The sequence below is a fragment of the Sorangium sp. So ce385 genome (genome assembly GCF_051474135.1).
GTDB classification, from domain to species: domain Bacteria; phylum Myxococcota_A; class Polyangia; order Polyangiales; family Polyangiaceae; genus Sorangium; species Sorangium cellulosum_D.
Genome location: NZ_CP150337.1, coordinates 10,310,001 through 10,326,871 on the forward strand (window position 1 = coordinate 10,310,001; position 16,871 = coordinate 10,326,871).

General features: G+C 66.9%; 12 protein-coding genes and 2 pseudogenes. 5 read left to right on the forward strand and 9 right to left on the reverse strand.

What is annotated here, in order from left to right:
• The first annotated feature begins 70 nt into the window (after positions 1-70).
• Complete coding sequence (locus WME83_RS37685) at positions 71-1,426, forward strand: DDE-type integrase/transposase/recombinase (RefSeq protein WP_437314538.1); 1,356 nt, start codon at positions 71-73, stop codon at positions 1,424-1,426.
• Positions 1,423-2,238, forward strand: coding sequence for an ExeA family protein (locus tag WME83_RS37690; protein WP_437314539.1), 816 nt, complete (start codon positions 1,423-1,425; stop codon positions 2,236-2,238). Before WME83_RS37685 ends, WME83_RS37690 begins: the two co-directional genes overlap by 4 nt.
• 346 nt (positions 2,239-2,584) lie before the next feature.
• On the opposite strand, the gene WME83_RS37695 is transcribed toward WME83_RS37690, so the two are convergent.
• Both WME83_RS37695 and istA (WME83_RS37700) read right to left on the reverse strand, forming a co-directional pair.
• Positions 2,585-3,346, reverse strand: coding sequence for an ATP-binding protein (locus WME83_RS37695; protein ID WP_437314540.1), 762 nt, complete (start codon positions 3,344-3,346; stop codon positions 2,585-2,587).
• Positions 3,343-4,830: an IS21 family transposase gene (gene istA / locus WME83_RS37700; protein ID WP_437314541.1), complete on the reverse strand. Its 1,488-nt coding sequence runs from the start codon at positions 4,828-4,830 to the stop codon at positions 3,343-3,345. Before istA (WME83_RS37700) ends, WME83_RS37695 begins: the two co-directional genes overlap by 4 nt.
• Before the next feature lie 774 nt (positions 4,831-5,604).
• Between istA (WME83_RS37700) and WME83_RS37705 the strand changes: the two genes are divergently transcribed.
• On the forward strand, positions 5,605-5,859 hold the full coding sequence (locus WME83_RS37705; RefSeq protein WP_437314542.1) for a hypothetical protein: 255 nt from the start codon (positions 5,605-5,607) through the stop codon (positions 5,857-5,859).
• A 242-nt stretch (positions 5,860-6,101) separates the two neighbouring features.
• On the opposite strand, the gene WME83_RS37710 is transcribed toward WME83_RS37705, so the two are convergent.
• Complete coding sequence (locus WME83_RS37710; protein ID WP_437314543.1) at positions 6,102-6,806, reverse strand: hypothetical protein; 705 nt, start codon at positions 6,804-6,806, stop codon at positions 6,102-6,104.
• A gap of 502 nt (positions 6,807-7,308) precedes the next feature.
• On the opposite strand from WME83_RS37710, the gene WME83_RS37715 reads away from it, so the two are divergent.
• Both WME83_RS37715 and WME83_RS37720 read left to right on the forward strand, forming a co-directional pair.
• Positions 7,309-7,905: an RNA polymerase sigma factor gene (locus WME83_RS37715; protein ID WP_437314544.1), complete on the forward strand. Its 597-nt coding sequence runs from the start codon at positions 7,309-7,311 to the stop codon at positions 7,903-7,905.
• A gap of 1,530 nt (positions 7,906-9,435) precedes the next feature.
• Positions 9,436-10,167 carry a toll/interleukin-1 receptor domain-containing protein gene (locus tag WME83_RS37720; protein ID WP_437314545.1) on the forward strand — a complete coding sequence of 244 codons (732 nt, stop codon included), beginning with the start codon at positions 9,436-9,438 and terminating at the stop codon, positions 10,165-10,167.
• Positions 10,168-10,659: 492 nt separating this feature from the next.
• Here WME83_RS37720 and tnpC read toward each other — a convergent pair whose 3' ends face one another.
• From tnpC to WME83_RS37750, 6 genes and pseudogenes are all read right to left on the reverse strand, one after another.
• Positions 10,660-12,312 carry an IS66 family transposase gene (gene tnpC, locus WME83_RS37725; RefSeq protein WP_437314546.1) on the reverse strand — a complete coding sequence of 551 codons (1,653 nt, stop codon included), beginning with the start codon at positions 12,310-12,312 and terminating at the stop codon, positions 10,660-10,662.
• Entirely contained in the window at positions 12,309-12,731 is a 423-nt protein-coding gene (gene tnpB, locus WME83_RS37730) for an IS66 family insertion sequence element accessory protein TnpB (protein ID WP_437314547.1), read from the reverse strand. Before tnpB ends, tnpC begins: the two co-directional genes overlap by 4 nt.
• Entirely contained in the window at positions 12,725-13,063 is a 339-nt protein-coding gene (tnpA, locus tag WME83_RS37735; RefSeq protein WP_437314548.1) for an IS66 family insertion sequence element accessory protein TnpA, read from the reverse strand. The genes tnpB and tnpA overlap by 7 nt, the downstream gene beginning before the upstream one ends.
• 302 nt (positions 13,064-13,365) lie before the next feature.
• On the reverse strand, positions 13,366-14,124 hold the full coding sequence (istB, locus tag WME83_RS37740) for an IS21-like element helper ATPase IstB (RefSeq protein ID WP_437314549.1): 759 nt from the start codon (positions 14,122-14,124) through the stop codon (positions 13,366-13,368).
• Positions 14,125-14,137: 13 nt separating this feature from the next.
• Positions 14,138-15,670, reverse strand: a pseudogene (istA, locus tag WME83_RS37745) (IS21 family transposase); the annotation flags it as partial.
• A 251-nt stretch (positions 15,671-15,921) separates the two neighbouring features.
• A pseudogene (locus WME83_RS37750) lies at positions 15,922-16,080 on the reverse strand (IS21 family transposase); the annotation flags it as partial.
• Positions 16,081-16,871 lie beyond the last annotated feature (791 nt).

Consider the following 16,871-nt stretch of genomic DNA (forward strand, 5'->3'; position numbering starts at 1 on the left):
CTCTGCCGAAAACGCCGTTGATCCCGGACAAGGACCGCGCGCCAGCAAGGCGCAGAAAGGACCTGTTCGAATGGCTCTCGGCCCCGCCGACCACGCCGAGACCGTGGCGATCTACCGCGCCACGGTCATCGGCCCTCTGATGCACCGCGTGCTCACCCACGGCCAGCTCGCCGCCGAGCTGCGCACGCTCAGCGAGCAGCGGTTTCGCCCGCCGGGCGCGCACAGCACGCGCACCTACTCGGTGCCCACGCTCCAGCGCTGGCTGTACGCCTATCGCGCAGCTGGCCTCGACGGCCTGCGTCCGCAGCCACGCAGCGATCGAGGCTTCGCGCAGCAGCTCCCTGAAGAGCTGCGCACATTGCTGCTCGATATCCGGCGCGAGCATCCCTACGCCTCGGTGCCGCTCATCCTCAAGACGCTCGTCGACGACGGACGCCTCGAAGCGGGCAAGGTCTCCGAGCCCACCGTGCGGCGCCTGTACGCGGCGCACGGACTTCGCCGCCGCGCTCCGCGCGCCGAGGGCGAGCCGAAGACGCGGCTGCGCTGGCAAGCCGAGCGCCCCGGCGCGCTCTGGCACGGTGACGTCTGTCACGTGACCGGCTGCACCGTCGGCGGCAAAGCGATGCCGATCCGCATCCACGGGCTGCTCGACGACGCCTCGCGCTACGTCGTCGCGCTCGAGGCGCACACCACCGAAAAAGAGGTCGACATGCTCGGCATGACCGTCGACGCCCTGCGCCGTCACGGCAAGCCCGACGCGCTCTATCTCGACAACGGCTCGACCTACCGCGGCGACATCCTCAAGACCGCGTGCGCGCGGCTCGGCATCACGCTCCTGCACGCAAAGCCCTACGACCCCGAGGCGCGCGGCAAGATGGAGCGCTTCTGGCGCACGCTGCGCGAAGGGTGCCTCAACTACCTCGGCGCCGTGGCCTCGCTCGTCGACATCAACACGACGCTCCGCGCCTTCCTCGACAGGCGCTACCACCCGGCGCCACACGCGGGCCTGCTCGGCAAGAGCCCGGCGCAGCTCTACGCAGCCCGCCCCGCCGGAGACAGCGCCGTCGACGAGAAGGCGCTACGCAGCGCGCTCACCGAGCGTACCCGGCGCCGCGTCTCGGGCGACAACATCGTCTCGGTCGACGGCATCGCCTGGCAGCTCGACCAGGGCTACCTCGCTGGCCAGATCGTCTCTGTCGCCCGGTGCTTCATCGCGCCGGACGAGCCGCCGTGGGTCGAGCACGAGGGCAAGCGCCTCATGCTGCATCCGGTCGACCCGCAGCGCAACGCGCGGCGCAAGCGGCCTCCGTGCGGCGGCCCAGCGGCGGATAAGCCGACGCGCCCGGTGGACTTCAGCCCCGCGCGGACGCTCGGCTGCCGGGCGGGCGGAGGCGAGGACACCGGCGAGGCCGGAGGTGCAGCGTGAGCGAATCGTACGTCCGCTTCTTCACCCTGTCGGCCGCACCCTTCTCCAAGGAGATCCAGGACGGCGAGCTGTGGCTGCCGCCGTCCAAGGAGCAGCTCGTCGAGGAGGTGTGCGAGGCCGTGCACGAGCACGCCCAGGTGCTGCTGGTCGGCGAGCCCGGCGCCGGTAAGACGTGTGTGCTGCGGGCGGTGCGTCATCGGTTGCCGCAGGCAGGCTTCCGGTTGACCTACTGCCACAATGCCACACTGGGCCGTCGCGACTTCTATCGTCAGCTCTGCCATGCGCTCGGCCTCAACCCCGCTGCAACCGCGGCGGCCGTCTTCTACGCCGTCAGCGCGCATGTCGAGACACTCGGGCGCGAGCGCATCCATCCCGTCTTCCAACTGGACGAAGCGCACCTGCTCCACCAGGACACGCTCGATCATCTCCACATCCTGCTCAACTACGAATGGGACAGTCGTGCCCTGCTGTCGCTGATCCTGGTAGGGCTCCCTGACCTCCAAGATCGGCTCGAGCTGCGCAAGAATCGCTCGCTGTACTCGCGGATCGAGCGGCGTCTGTCGATTGGTCCAATGGTCCCCGACGATACCGGCCAGTACGTGCGGCTACGGATGAGCCGCGCCGGCGCCGACCGCGAGGTCTTCACCGCCGACGCCCTCCTCCTGCTGCACGAGGCGGCCGGATCGAGCCTGCGCGAGATCGACCGCATGGCCACCGCCGCGCTGCGCGAGGCGGCGCGGCGCAAGAAGAAGCTCGTCGAGCGCGAGGTGATGTCCCACATCGTCGGCGACCTGGGGACGGACGGCAGCTGACGCTGGCCGTGATGACGGGTCCTCCGCGCCGGCACAGGAGCTCCTCGCCGGCGCCGACGCCGGCGGTCAAGCGATGATGGCCATCCCCAGGCCCCCAGCGGCGAAAGCCTGAGGGATGGCCATCGCCCTCCTTGACCTCTGTAGATGATCGCGGCAACCCGCGGCATTTTGGTGAAGTTCACCGGTGAAATCCGCGCCCGATGCCGTTGAAGAGCACGCCGGGTGCCGGTGAAGTTCACCGGTGAAATCCGCGCCCGATGCCGTTGAAGAGCACGCCGGGTGCCGGTGAAGTTCACCGGTGAGGTCCGCGCCCGATGCCGGTGAAGTTCACCGGTGAAGAGGCCGCTCAGTGCTTCTTGCTGCGGCGCTGCTTGGTGCGTATGGCGTTCAGCTCCTTGGCTTCCTTGAGCCGGTAGCTCTCGGCCTCGATCTCGATCACCTCGGCGCGGTGCACGAGCCGGTCGACGAGCGTGACGACGCACGCGGCGTGCGGGAAGACCTGGCCCCAGTCAGCGAAGGCCTTGTTCGTGCTGAGCAGGAGCGGCTTCTGCGCGTCGTAGCGACGGGTGACGACCTCGAAGAGCAGGTCGGCGTAGCGGCTATCGTAGGAGAGGTAGCCGACTTCATCGATGCAGAGAAGCGCGGGGACCGTGTAGCGGCGGAGCCTTCGCGCGAGTGCTACCGAGGACTCTTGCGCCGCGAGGTCGGCGAGCATGTCGCTCGCGGTCGAGAAGCGGACCGTGTGGCCGCGGACGACGGCCTGGTGGGCGAGATTCTTGAGGATCATGGTCTTGCCGACGCCGTTGGGGCCGACGAGCACGGCGTTATGGCCGGTGGTGAGGAAGCCGAGGCTGAAGAGCTCGTCGACGGCCTCGCGGTCAATCTTCTTGGGCCACGACCAGTCGAAGTCGGTCATGGGCTTGAAGGCGGCGACGCGGGAGTTCTTCAGGCGGCGTTCGAGGCTGCGCTTGTGGCGCTCACGCTCCTCGATGGCGAGCACCTCGCGAAGCCAGGGCTTGTCGGCGAGCTGCTCCCAGCAGGCGAGCAGGCCAAAGAGGCCGAGGCTCTTGAGGCGGTCTTTGGTCTCAGTGGGCGTGAGATCGGTCATGGCGTGGGGTCCATCTTCAGGGCGTCGTAGGTAGCGAGCGAATGCGGCGTGACGACGAGAGCGGCGTGCTGGCTGCGGGTGACGGGGATCGAGACGGGAGGCGGCAGGCACCGCTCGGAGCGGCGGCGGTCGAGCACCTGGCGGATGGCACCGACGTGGATGGTGTCGCGCTCGAGCACCTCGACGAGGGCCTCTTCGAGCTCGGCGCCGCCGACGGCATCGAGCAGCTGCAGAAGCCGGACGATCGTGCTGCCGATGTTGTCGCCGCGCTCGGCGACGATGCGCAGGAAGGCCTGGCTGCTGCGGGCGGCGCGAGCGAGCCGATCGAGGCCGCGGTGCTCGCGGGCGCGGCGCTTCTCCTCGACGAGGCGCTGGAGGTGCTCGGGCTGCTCGATCTGCTGGCCGCGGTCCCACGAGCGGACATGGGTCGCGACGATCACGTTGCCGTCGGCGATGCGCACCTGGTCGAGGTCAGCGAGGACGACGAGCGTGCGGCGTGTCCGGTCATGGGGGACCGAGTAGTCGTTGAGATCGAAGCGCGCGTAGGGGGTCTTTCCGACCTCGACCTCGACGCGCTCGTGGGCGGGAAACGGCGTGTCGGGGTGCCGCAAGAGCACGCCGCGCTCGTCGTCGAAGGCCTGACGCACGGTACGCGCGCGATCCTCGACCCAGGAGCGGTCGAGCGCCGCGGCGCTGGTCCACTCGGTCGCTTGTCGGTTGAGATCGCCCAGGTCGGCGTACGTCCGGGCCTCGAAGAAGGCTTCGCGGATATAGCGGATGGCGCGCTCGACGCGGCCCTTCTCGTTGCCGCGGGCGACGGCGACGGGGCGCGGCTCGAAGCGGTAGTGCGCCGAGAGGTCCAGCAGCGTGGGGTGGAACCGGATCGCGTCGCCGTGGCGCTCGACGACCGCGCTCTTGAGGTTGTCGTAGAGCAGCACGCGCGGGACGCCGCCGAAGTCGGCAAACGCCTCGACGTGCCCACGCACGAAGAAGGGCATCGCCGCGCCCGGGAAGAAGCGCAGGAAGATGCGCCGCGAGTAACTGAGCACCATGACAAAGGCCCAGAGCGGGCGCCGAGCCCGGCCGACAGCCAGCTTGCCGAAGTGCGCCCAGTCGACCTGCGCTTGCTCGCCGGGCAGCGTGCGCAGCCGCTGGAATGCTTCCGCCGGCTTCTTGGGGCGGAGACGGCCGATCACCCGGCGCAGATGATCGGGACCGCCCGGGTAGCCGCGCTCCTTCAGCATAACGAAGAGGCGACTGGAGCGTAGCGAGGGATACTTGCCGAGCTGCTCGACGATGAAGGGCACGAAGGGGTCGACCATGGACGGGCGCGGCGCGACGACCTTCGGATCGACGCCCGCTTGTCCGAGCACGCGCTGCACGGTGGTGTGGTGCAGCCCGAGCTGGCCGGCGATGGTGCCGACGGGCCACTTCTCGCCATGGTAGAGGCGCAGGATCTCCGCCTCCTTCTCCTTGGCGATCACCGCCGCCTCCGGTCACCGCGGAGGCCCTCGTGGGACGCGGGGAGCGCGTCGGTGAAGCGCTGGCCGCGCGCGTCGCTCGCGCAGGGCCCAGGGCGGAAGCCGCGCCCCGCAGAGCGAGCAGCGGCCGACATCTCGGATTCGATTGTCATCGTTGTCCTTTCGGCCGGAGGTGATCTCCGGCGCGAGCTGGGACGTCGACGCGGCCGCGGCTTGCGTCACCCCGTGATGCGTCACTTTCTGCGCGGAGAACTTGTTGCGCTGCCGGTCGCGGTAGCGGGCCTGGCGAGCGGCCTGGAGGCGCCGAGCCCGAGGCCGGGTCCGGTAGGCGGCGCCGGCGCGGCGGAGCGACTCACGACGCCGCAGCGGGCGGCAGTCGAGGCACAGGCGCTGGCCGCGATCGCAGCGACGGCAGAGGCGAAGCTGGACACGGCAGCCGGTGCACTGGGCGAGGCGGTAGGCGGACGAGAGCAAGGGGCTCCATGCCGCCGTTTTCTGGACCTGGAGCCCGGCTTGTGATGAAGGAGGGGGACTCCGGTAGGCGGAGCTCCAGAAGGCCCGAGGGTGGCAGCCCTTGGGCCTTCGACTTTTCGGCGGGCGCTACGTCTACGACGCGCAGGCGAGCGCGGCCCAGATCGGCGCGTGGGCCGGCGGTGAACGGTGAACGCGGGCGATCACGTGGCCGCGGTCTTCACCGATCGGCCGCGGGACGCGATGATCACCGACAACCTCGACCGCGCAGGCTCGCGATAGCCATCAAGGAACCTGCTCGACGAGTTGTCAGCCAGCCTGAGCGTCAACAACACGGCCCGGCCATGGGAGTTCGTGCGGGTGAACGCGCACGACCCGGTGACCGTGAGGCTGCCGTCCGCCGCGGGGAACGCCGGCGCCGAGGTCGTGGTCAAGGAGGTCGCGGGGGAAGAGGAGGCGCTCGAGGTCATCGCGAGCACCGGCCAGCAGATCGCGCGGGTGGGTGGCTCCTACGTCACCATCCGGCTGATCTGCGACGGCGCGACGTGGATCGTGATCTGAAGGGTGGGCGACGTGGGACGACTTTTATTGACCTCTCCACATCAACGAGAAGGTGCTCGGTAACAGCGCTTCGCGGCCTTCGCCTCGCCGACACGCCGTGCCCACCCGATGGCCTCCGGCCCAGACGGGGTCGGTTCAGCGGTTACAAGAGGACAGCAAGCACGACCAGGCTCGCCCGAACACGGCTACCCAGCGGAGGAGAGAAGAGGCTAGACGGGAAGATCAGCTCCCTGCATCAGGATTCACAAACTGCAGCAGTGGAGCCTCATGCCGTTCATGGCGGTATCGTCGCCACGGCCCTGGGACCCTTCGAACCGGATAGATATGCCGCAGACCGCCGTACCGACGGGACAATAACCCCAGTCTTTCCACACACCCCAGCCACTGCCGTTGGTCGTATGAATGGATCCGCCGAGGCGGCATCCAAACTCAACATCGTTCGCCGCCGTGTCGTCGCCGCGGCCCTGCCCATCTTCTATGCGCATCCTCGCCGACGTAAGGAAGTTGGCCGCACCTGAGCAGGCGGTAGCGCTACCCCAGCTACCCCACCAACCATCGTAAGACGAGATCCATTCCGAAGTCGATCCCGTCGCGCTTTGGCAAAGGAGCTGAACCGAGTTCAACGCGGTATCGTCGCCGCGACCTTGACCACCTTCAACACGGAGCTTGTAGCCAATAGCCCACATACCGGGAGCACAATAAATATTTTGGCGCCAATCTCCCCAGTGTCCCTCCGAAGGAGTTACCGTATACTGGTAATCGGAACGCGAGTAAGTGAATGCCCCATCGGCCTCCCCGAGCTGCTCGCTCTCCACAGCATCAACGGAATAATCATCGCTTTCAGAGTAGAAGTCATCTCCTGCCTCGGTCGTCACCATGCATCCGGCAAGGAGAAACGTCGTCCACGCGATCGAGCCATGAACCATAACCACTCGCATTTCACCCATACTACCTCCACAGCGCCATAGTGGCGAACACGTGTCCATCCAACAGCACGAGACAAAGCAAACAAATTCATCGTTGTCACACGGAACACGGCATTAGCCTCTGCGTCTGAGGTGCGGCGCGACATGCGCGGTGCACGCACTCCCAGAATCTCAGGCTACGCTCCCAAGTCGAAACACAACGCTCTCGTATTGCGAGGGCGGCACGCTGTGCCGAGCAGGCGCAAAGCGCGTGCATGTCCGCGGCACACTCTCTGTGCGCGAGTCGTCCTCGCCATACCTATTGCGCGTGGCCTCACGTCGGCTTCACGAAATCGACAGGCGCCTCGGTTTCCTTCTCCGGAACGTCTAGCGCATACACCGGTCGGGTAAGGATACGTCCGCTCGTTCGCCCATGGTGGAATTTTTCACTTCATCGGGATCTGTCGCTCCCGGGGCCGGGGCTGTCGATTTTCTGAAGATTCGGTTAGAGTGCGCGCAATAGGAGGCCGAGGGTTGAGGCGGCATGGCTATGCTGATCGAGCTGACGCGCCTGCTTCCGTGGGCGAGGGGGGCCCGCGCTTCGGCGGCGGAAACGCTGAGCGTTGTAGCCGTGCACGACGAGTACGTCGGCGTCGTCTGGCGCTGGCTGCAGCGGCTCGGCGTTCGCGAGCCGGATCTAGAGGACCTGCTGCAGGAGGTGTTCGAGGTGGTTCACCACCAGCTCAGCACCTTCGACACTAGCCGCCCGATCAGGCCCTGGCTCTTCGGCATCTGCAAGAACGTCGTCCGCCGTCATCGCCGCCGAGCCTACGTGCGCCTGGAGACGACGGAGATCGAGACGCAGGAGATAAGCTCCGAGGGGGTGATCCCCGACCCCGAGGAAGTCGCTACCGCGCACCAGGAGAGCGAGGAGCTCAACGCGCTGCTGGAGGAGATCGACCCCGCGAAGAGGGTCGTCTTCGTGATGTTCGAGCTCGACGATCTCTCTTGTCAGCAGATCGCCGAGGAGCTCGGCATCCCGGAGGGCACGGTGCACTCGCGGTTGCATGCCGCCCGCAAAGCTTTCCAGAGCGCAGTGTCGCGGAGGAAAGTCCGCACTGCGCGAGGAGGCGGGACATGAACGATCCGGTGCGGTTGCGTGAGTCGCGAGAGGCAGCCTCGCCGGAGGTGCGCGAGTTGCTTCGGCGCGCTGTTGGCTCGCGGGCGATTCCAGGGGACGTGCGGTCGCGATCCGCCTCGCGGGTCGCGCGCTTGGCCGCACTGCCGGCAGAACGACGTACATTTGGCTGGATGACGAACGCGCTTCTTGTTGGCGTCTGGAGCATGGCCGCCCTAGTCGGGATAGCGATCGGGGCGACACAGCTCGTGCGGCAGGCGCCATCTGGGGACGTTCCAAATGGCGTCGCCTCAGCGGCCGTATCGGCTGTAGGCGAGGTGCCTATGGTCCCTCAGGCGGTTCCTGTCCCTGACCCGCCGGTGGTTCAGGAGGAGAAAGGAATCAAGGCGGCGGCCGCAGCGGCCGGGGTGATGGGCACGACCGCTGGCAAAACCCAGCCCCCCTCGGACCCGTCCGGCGTCAAAGCCGAGCTCCCCCCGGCTCCGTCCGGGTCATCGGAGTCCGTATTTGATATATTGAACCGCCGCGCTACAGAAAGCCAGGGGCCACCAGCCGCGTCCCAGAAACCGCCGCCTCGACCGCCGCCCGCCTCGAGCCGCGGCAGGCGCGATTTGGGCCTCTAAACAACATCCTGCGGGCGAGCAAACCGGCCTCTCAGCGCGCCGTGTGACCTCCGTGTGCCCCGACGTCAGGGCACGGGGCTCCACGAGAGGGATCGGGAGGGTACGAGAGGAATCGAGCCCTCGATCGTCTCTGACACCGCTCCGACGCGTCCGACGCGGCGTCTGCCGTATCTCTCGCGCATGCGGCCCGCAGATTCAGCTCCGGGTTCGATTCCCGGCGCCTCCACCAAGAAGACACGGCGAGAGCCGTGTCTTTTTTCTTTTGTGTGACCTGCGTGTGACCTGATAAATTTCGGCGCCGCTGGATTTGGGGTGGGTCCGGCGTGAGCGAGACGCCGGGAGCAGGCGCGGCAGGTGACGCGAGGGTACGGGGCTCCACAGAGCTCCGCGACGGGCACCAGGCCTGCGGGACCGACCCCGGGTCCGAGGTCTGCGACGCCGTCCCCTCCAGCGCGGCCGAGCGAACTGACGATGCTGCTCCGGACAGCTGGTGGAGGTGCGGTCCCTCACCGTGGCTGACCAGCCCGCGATCCTATCGCCCTGGCTGACCCGCCCCCAATCCTAGCTGTGGCTCCCCAGCCGGACGGACCGCTCTTGACAAGGGACGGCATCTCCGCTGGCCTCGCAGATCGGGGTAGCCATGGGGGGCAGCTGGACAGGCGCTGATGACCAGACAGATGCCGCCGGATGCTCGCATAACCGACGGATGTTTGTCAGTAAAAGGACGCCCCCCAAAGCCGCCTTTCCCGAAACAAAAGGGATACTTTACGACGAGGGTCGCCAAGAGCAACAAATCGAAGCCTGAAACCTCCAAGGACGGAAGTCATAGGAGTCAAATTATGCAAGAGGCGACCGCAGCGAGCTCGAATCAGAGCACGGGACTCTCCCACACACCTTGACACGCCGCCTCATGAATACCACATCAGCACCGCTTGATGTCTTCATCTCATATGCCGCCGCTGACGAGACGCACAAGGATGTACTCAGAAAGCACCTTGCGCTCCTCAAGCGCGAAGGAATGGTTCGCACTTGGCACGCAGGGCGAATAGGTCCAGGAGACGAGCGGAGCGCTAAGCTCGCCGCCCACCTCGAGGCAGCGCACATTATAATACTGCTAATCAGCGCCGACTACCTTGCAACAGACACACTATGGAGCGAAATGGAGCGCGCCTTGACACGACACCACACGAAGCAAGCCCGAATGGTACCTATCCTCCTCGATGCGTGCGACTGGGAAAGCGCGCCCTTTGCTCAGCTCATGACATTACCACACAACCACAAACCAGTCAAACTGTGGAAGCACCAAAGCGAAGCATGGAGATCGATAGTACAGGACATCAGAATCTCCATCACCAAACAACAAACACTATACGCAACCACGACCGCTCCCACGCAATCGCCCAGCAACCAGCCACCACCAGCCCCAAAGGCACACAACTCAAAAGCACAACACAACAAAGAAGACAACCCCAACCCAACCAGCTTATCCATCACCACGACCATGCAGAGATTTGTCGAAAAACTGAACGCCAAAGGACCATTAAGCCGCGGGCAAATTGCGCTTATAATATTCATCGCGCTGGGCACACAACTAGCGTTTACATTATTGATGAAACATTTATTATTACCAACCTCGCGATAGAATCATGTGCGTGTCACGGCACGCAGTGGACTTATCCCGCGTCGCCTCCCTCGGCCGAACATTCTGACGACCTTGCCGTCCTGTACCACGCCGCTCTCACTGAGCCCGCTGCTCCGGCCTCGTCCTTGAGTTCGCGTGCCTGCGGCAGGCATGCCTGGCGGCAGGCGGATCCCTGGGGCTCCACGTACGCGCTGTCGCGCGTCGTTCATGCGCTCGGAGGCTCGCGATGATCCCGGGCCGCGTCTCGATCTACGTCGCAACCGAACCGCTGGACCTACGGTGGTCGTTTGATGGCCTCGCCGCCGTCGTGCGCGAGGTGCTGCGGCAGGGTAACCGGCCGACCATCGCCATGGGCGCGGCCCATTGCGGCGCTCGTCAGGGTCGACGAGACTGGACGCGGGGCCGCGTCGGCCCACGGCCCCGGGCGGGCCTGGAACGGTGCCCGCCAAGGCGGCCACCGCCCGCGTCGCCACGAGGTACGCGTTGTTCTGTTCAGGTCGCGTCGGGGTCGCCAGCGGTCGGAGCAGTGCGCGCCGAGCTCGCCCACGCGTCGGGCAGCAGTTCGTCGAGCCGTTTGCGCGGCCAGCCCGCCTGCAACCTGCCGATCACGTCCGTCGCCCAGGCGAGTGGGTTGGCTCCGTGCATCCGACACGAGCCGAAGATCGTATAGCCGATGGCCAGGCGCTGAGCACCCTTGTCGGAGCCCGCGAATAAGTAGTTCTTTCTTCCGAGCGCGACACGCCTCAGCTGCCGCTCGACCTCACCGTTATCAATCTCGAAACGGCCTTCGGTGAAGCAGCGCCGCCACGCGGCCTCCTGGTTGATGGCGTACTGAGTTGCGACGTACAGCGGCGTGCCGGGCACGAGCCCGAGATGCAGCTCGTGAACCCACTGGTAGAGCTCGTCGACGAGGGCGAGCGACAGCTCTTGCCTGCGCGTCCAACGCGCCTCAGCGGACAATGCCTCGTCTTTGCAGGCCGCCTCGATGCGGTAGATAGCCTTGAAGTACGAGAGCGCCACCGCGGCTCGCGCGTCGCCTCCCTTCGCTGCCTTCTCGAACTTCGCGCGGATGTGCATCCCGCAGCCGAGCCGGCGCTCTTCGGGCACGATGGCCTCGCCGCGGTCGTCTCCACGGAGCATCGCGCCGTAGCCCGCGTAGCCGTCGCCCTGGAGGTAGCCGGTGAAGCTCTGCAGCAGCTCTGCTGGATGCTTCGCCCTCCAGTCCGGCGCATACAGGAATGCTACGAGGTCCGCTCCGACGAAGGCCCAGATATGACCTCGCTTGACCCCCGCCGGATGATCCCGATCCAGCACGCGCATCCCCGTATCGTCGGCGCGCAGGTAGCACGAGCCCAGCACACGCTCCTCGATCCTCTCGGCCACGGGAGCGAGCACGTCGAGCGCGAAGGCCGACCAGTCTCCCAGTGTCGACGGGGAGAGCGACACGCCGAAGCGAGCGTACTGCTGCGCCTGCCGGTACAGCGGCATCGAGTCCTCGAACTTCTCGACGATGATGCTGGCGAGCAGCCCTGGCCCCGGGCGTCCGCGATCCATCACCTTCTCGCTGTCCGCCGTCGTCACGCCCTGCTCGGGGCAGCGCGGACACGCGAGCTTCTCCCTCTGCTCCTCGATGACCCGGAACTGTGCTGGGACAAACTCGAGCACCTCGCTCGTCCGATGACCGATGCACTTCTTTTCCGCGCCGCACTGCGGGCACGTCCGCTCCTCTTCGGGGACGGGCACAACGCGCGTTTCGCGCGGCAGGTGTGCGGGCAGCGGAGCGCGCCCGCCCCGTCCTCGCGGCGGCTTCGGCGGCTCAGAAGGTTGCGGCACAACCCCCTGTCCTGGTTGTGGCGAGGGCGAAGGATCAGCTGTCCCCTGCGGCGCCTCGGCCCCGAGCTCGCCGAACAGCAGCATCAGCTGCTCGGTGGAGAGCTTCTGGCTCTTGCGGCCGTACAGCTCGCGCAGCGCGCTCGCGAGCTTCGCCGACAGCGCCGTGTTCTTGTCGCGCAGCTGGATGAGAAGACCGAGCACCAGCTCGATGAGCTCAGGGACGCGCTGCTCAGCCGCGAGCTGCTCGAGCTTACGTCGCACATCCGCCAGATCGGCGGGGAGCGCTGCCTGGGACTGCCGAGGAAGGGTCACGGGGCGCGCTGGATATCGAGCCCGCGCGCATCCCTCAAGCTTTGCTTCGACGCGTCGATCTTTCTCACGCCGGGTCTCCAGCGCTTGCGCCGTACGGCCTGGGACAGGTCGAGCCCCTCGAGCATCAGTGCCAGCTCGGCCGCCTCGACCTCGACGTGGGTCGCGCCCTTGGGCAGGTCGCGGGCGAGGTGGAACCGGCCGCGGGCGAGTTTCTTGGCAAAGATGGCGTACCCAGTGCGGTCCCAGAACAGCACGCGCACCTGGTCACCTCGTCGATTCCTGAACACGAACAGGTGCCCGCAAAGCGGATCAGCTCCGAAGCGCTGAGCGACCAGGACCGACAGCCCATCAAAGCTCTTCCGCAAGTCGGTCGGCTCAGCCGCCACGTAGACCCGCACCGACGGCGGCAGCGTCAGCACGACGTCTCCTCGGCGGCGAGCGCCAGGACGCGCTCGAGCGTGGCGGGGTCGAAGCCCGGCCGGACCCGCACCACCCGCCCATTGGGCAGCGCGATCTCGATCGGCTCCGGCGCGACGGGCGATGCGTCGGTCACAACGTGGACCGGCAGGAAGCTCGGTGCTTCGGTCAACGACGACGGCGAGGGCTGCGGAGGCCCATCAGTCCGTAGCTTCCAGCGCCACCAGTACAGCTGCTTCGGCTTGTATCCCTCACGCCGCGCGAACTTCTCGGCGCTCAGCCCGCTCCGCTCCCATCGCTCCACCCGCTCGGCCCACTCCGCCCTCGTCGCCATCGCTTCCTCCTTCGCGATGGGGACAGCTAACCGGCGCCGCTCGGACCGTCACGATGCCCTTGGCCGGGCGCTTACGCGGCAGGATCCGCTCTCCGGAGCGCTGTTCCTGTTCTTTAGAACAGCCGCTTGGCCTCAGCGCGGCCATCCTCGTCCAAGCAGCGACGAGCAGGGCGCACCTGCGCCTCGGCGGCGGCTCCGCCGCGCAACTAACTGCGTATTCCGACGGACGTGACGGCTCGTTCCGGAGCAACGCGACGGCCCAGTCCGGCGTAACGTGGACCGGAGCGCAGCGACGAGCGCGGTCAGGTCTTCGTCTCGGTCACCTCGGGAGCCACCGCCTTCTTCTTCCGCATCGACCCGCCGCGGAGCGTCACCAGGTGCGCGTTGTGGACGACACGGTCACAGATCGCGTCGGCGATACTCGCCTCTCCGATGGCTTGATGCCAACTTTTCGTCGGGATCTGCGAAGTGATCACCGTTGACGACCTGTCATATCTATCCTCGAGGACCTCGAGCAGATCGCGCCTCTCGACATCGGTCATGGGCGCGAGCAGGAAGTCGTCGAGGACCAGCACGGCGACCTTGGCGAGGCGCGCGAGGGCGTTCGCGTAGGTGCCGTCGGCACGCGCGACCGCGAGCTGCTGGAGCAGGCGCGGGGTGCGGATAACGAGGGCGCGGAAGCCCTGCCTGCAGGCGGCCTGCGCCAGCGCGCCGCCGAGAAAGCTCTTCCCGGCTCCGGTCGCTCCCAGCACGATCACGTTCTGCTTCGCGCGGACCCACTGGCAGGAGCCCAGCACCCGGGCGAAGGGCCTGTCCACGCCGCGCCCCGCCTCGCAGGAGAAGTCCTCCATGCACGCGCCCCCCGGCACCCGCGCATCCTTCAGCAGGCGATGGAGTCGCTTGTTCTCACGCTCCGTCCACTCGCGGTCGACGAGCAGCCCGATCACCTCCTCAGTGGAGAGCGGCTCCGTCGACGGCGCAGCCGCCCTCTCTCTCAACATCGCCGCCATCGCGTTCAGCTTCATCTCGACCAGCTTCTGAATCGTCTCTTCCAAGATCACTCCTCTCCTCCTTGTCGAAGTACTCAGCACCGCGGATGTTCTCGTGCGCCAGCGCCCCCCGGGGCGGCGGCTCGACCAGCGGCGCGCGGTCGAGGCCGTTCCTCAGGATCGCGGTCACGCTCTTGGCGGTGGGGCTGCCGATGCGGAGCGCACGCGCGCACGCAGCGTCGACGCGCTCGCGACCGTACTTGTCCGCGAGCCGGATCACGCCCAGGCACGTCCGGTAGCCCGTCTCCGGGTGGGTGCGGTGGCGCATGACAGCACGCGCGAGCTCGCCAACGTTTGCGCCGATCGTCTCGGCCCACGCCACCACGCGCTCCGGCGGCCACTTGCCGTAGTCGCGATGGGCTCTGGGGCGATGCTCGTCGACGATCACGGCCGACCCCTTCCGGCCGTAGCTGCGCGCGTGCGACGCGACGCGCACGCCGTCGTGGAACAGCTCCACGACCGAGGCCGTCGCTCGGATCTCGACGCGCGCACCGACCAGCGTGTACGGCACGCTGTAGAGCCGGTCGTCGTAGCAGACGCAGTAGTCGATGTTGACCTTGGCGTGCTTCCAGTCGGCGAGCTCGTACCGCCGCGCCGGCAGCGGCCGCATCACGGGCTTGTCGATGGTCTCGAACGCCGTGCGCCGGCAGCCGTCGAGCCGCTGAAATGGCCGCGCGTTGAGCCGCTCCAGCAGCGACGCGATCGCGTCGTTGAGCTCGGCGAGGCTGAAGAAGGTCCGGTGCCGGAGCGAGGCGAGGATCCAGCGCTGCGCGATGAGCACGCCGCCCTCGACCTTCGCCTTGTCGCGCGGCTTCCGGGGCCGAGCCGGGATGACCGTCACGCCGTAGTGCCGCGCCATCTCAAGGTAGGTCGGGTTGATGTCCGGCTCGTACCGATCCGGCCCGGAGACCGCGCTGCGGAGCTGGTCCGGGACGAGCACCTCGGGCACGCCACCGAAGTACTCGAACATCCGCACCGTCGCCCCGACGAAGTCGGCGAGCTTCTGCGAGCGCGTCGCCTCGGCGTACGTGTAGTTGCTCGCGCCGAGCACCGCGACGAACAGCTCGACCTCGATCAGCTCGCCGGTTGTCCGATCAACGAGGTGCGGCTTCCTTCCCGAGTAGTCGATGAAGACCTTCTCGCCGGCGCGGTGAACCTGACGCATCACGACGCCGAGCTTCTTCTTCCAGCCTGCGTACAGGTCGCAGAACCGGCTGTACTCGTAGGGCTTCAGCGGAGCCTGTGCCGCGCTCGCTTCGCGGTACTCGAGCCAGAGCGTCTGCAGCGTGACGCACGGCTTCGACAGCTCGCGGTGCACCCAGGAGAAGTCGATCGGCACGCGCGCGGGCGGCTCGTTGCGGCCGACGTCGCGGAACAGCCGCGACTCGATCTCAGCCTCGGTCATCTCTCGGGCGACCTCCCACGTCAGCCCCGCCCTCTCCGCGCGCGCCAGGTAGCCGCTGACCGTGCTCTCGCCGACGCAGGCCGCCGCCGCAATCTCCGCTCGGCTGCGCTTGCACTCGAACTTGAGCCTCAAAATCTCTCGAACTTTCCGCATCGATAGCCGCTCCGACATCGCGCCCATGTACGCGATGAGGCTGCGACCGCGAGCGCCGCCTGTGGGCCGTCACCCCCGTCGGAACGGTCCGTCACGTCCCTCGGAACGGCCCGTCACGTGCGTCGGAACGAGCCGTCGGGTGTGTCGGAACCGCCCGTCGGGTGGCCCGGAACGCCCCGTCACGTCCCGTCGGAACGGGCCGTCACGTGCGGTCGGAATCGGCCGTCACGTCGGCCCGGAATACGCAACTAACGGCGGACCGTGTTGCGAGCCACGCCGAGCTCCGCGGCGATCCGTTTGGACCCCCATCCTCGGGCCGTAAGCTCGCGAATCTGCCGGATAACGTTCGACTCGATCATCTCTCGCACCTCCGAACCGAGAGGTGCCACGTCTACATCCCTGATTTCCATGCCGTTTCCTCCGCTCTGGCGCGAACGAGGGGAATCAGTTTTACGGTCGCGCGGGGGTCAGTTTTCCTGACGCTCTACACTTCCTGGCCTGGTGACCGGCGATGCCGATCAGCCAGCTCGGACGGGTAGGAGGCGACGCAAGGCAGCGGGAGACGGCGTGCGCTCAGCGGGACACCGCTTCCCGCACGGCGCCCGCGTCGTTTAGGTCGGGTCGGCGTCGCCCCGCGTCCAGCAGGGTCGACTCCGGCGAGAACCGCAAGCGGTGACGACCACTGCGAGGGGAGGGCGGTTACGTTCCATCGACTAGCTGGCACGGACACTGCACACATTTCACTACAGTTCGCTGTGGAATACGCGAACGGTCGTTCCAGGAGGAATATATGAGAAAGTCGATGTTGCTGCTGATCGGTGGATTCGCATCTCTGTCCGTACTGAACGGCTGCGCCAACGGAACCAGCTCACGATCGGAGTCGAAGCGAGACCCGCTTCCCGCATCGACTTCAAACGACGACGATGCCCAGACCAGGGAAGCTCGGGCCGAGGCCGACAACTCGGAAAGGTCCGCCTACGTACGCGCAGCTTGGGTCAAGTGCGGGGACGAGAATGGGTGGTGCGCCTTCGATGGAACGCGCAGAATAGCATACGGCCATGGCGACAGGTGGTCTTACCGAGTGGCGACCAATGGCGTGAGTTGTAACAATGCCACCTTCGGCGACCCTGCCCCCGGCATCGTAAAGGCTTGCTACGTGACGGACGGCTGAAGCGCCGCGCGTACCCACCTCTCGATCTTG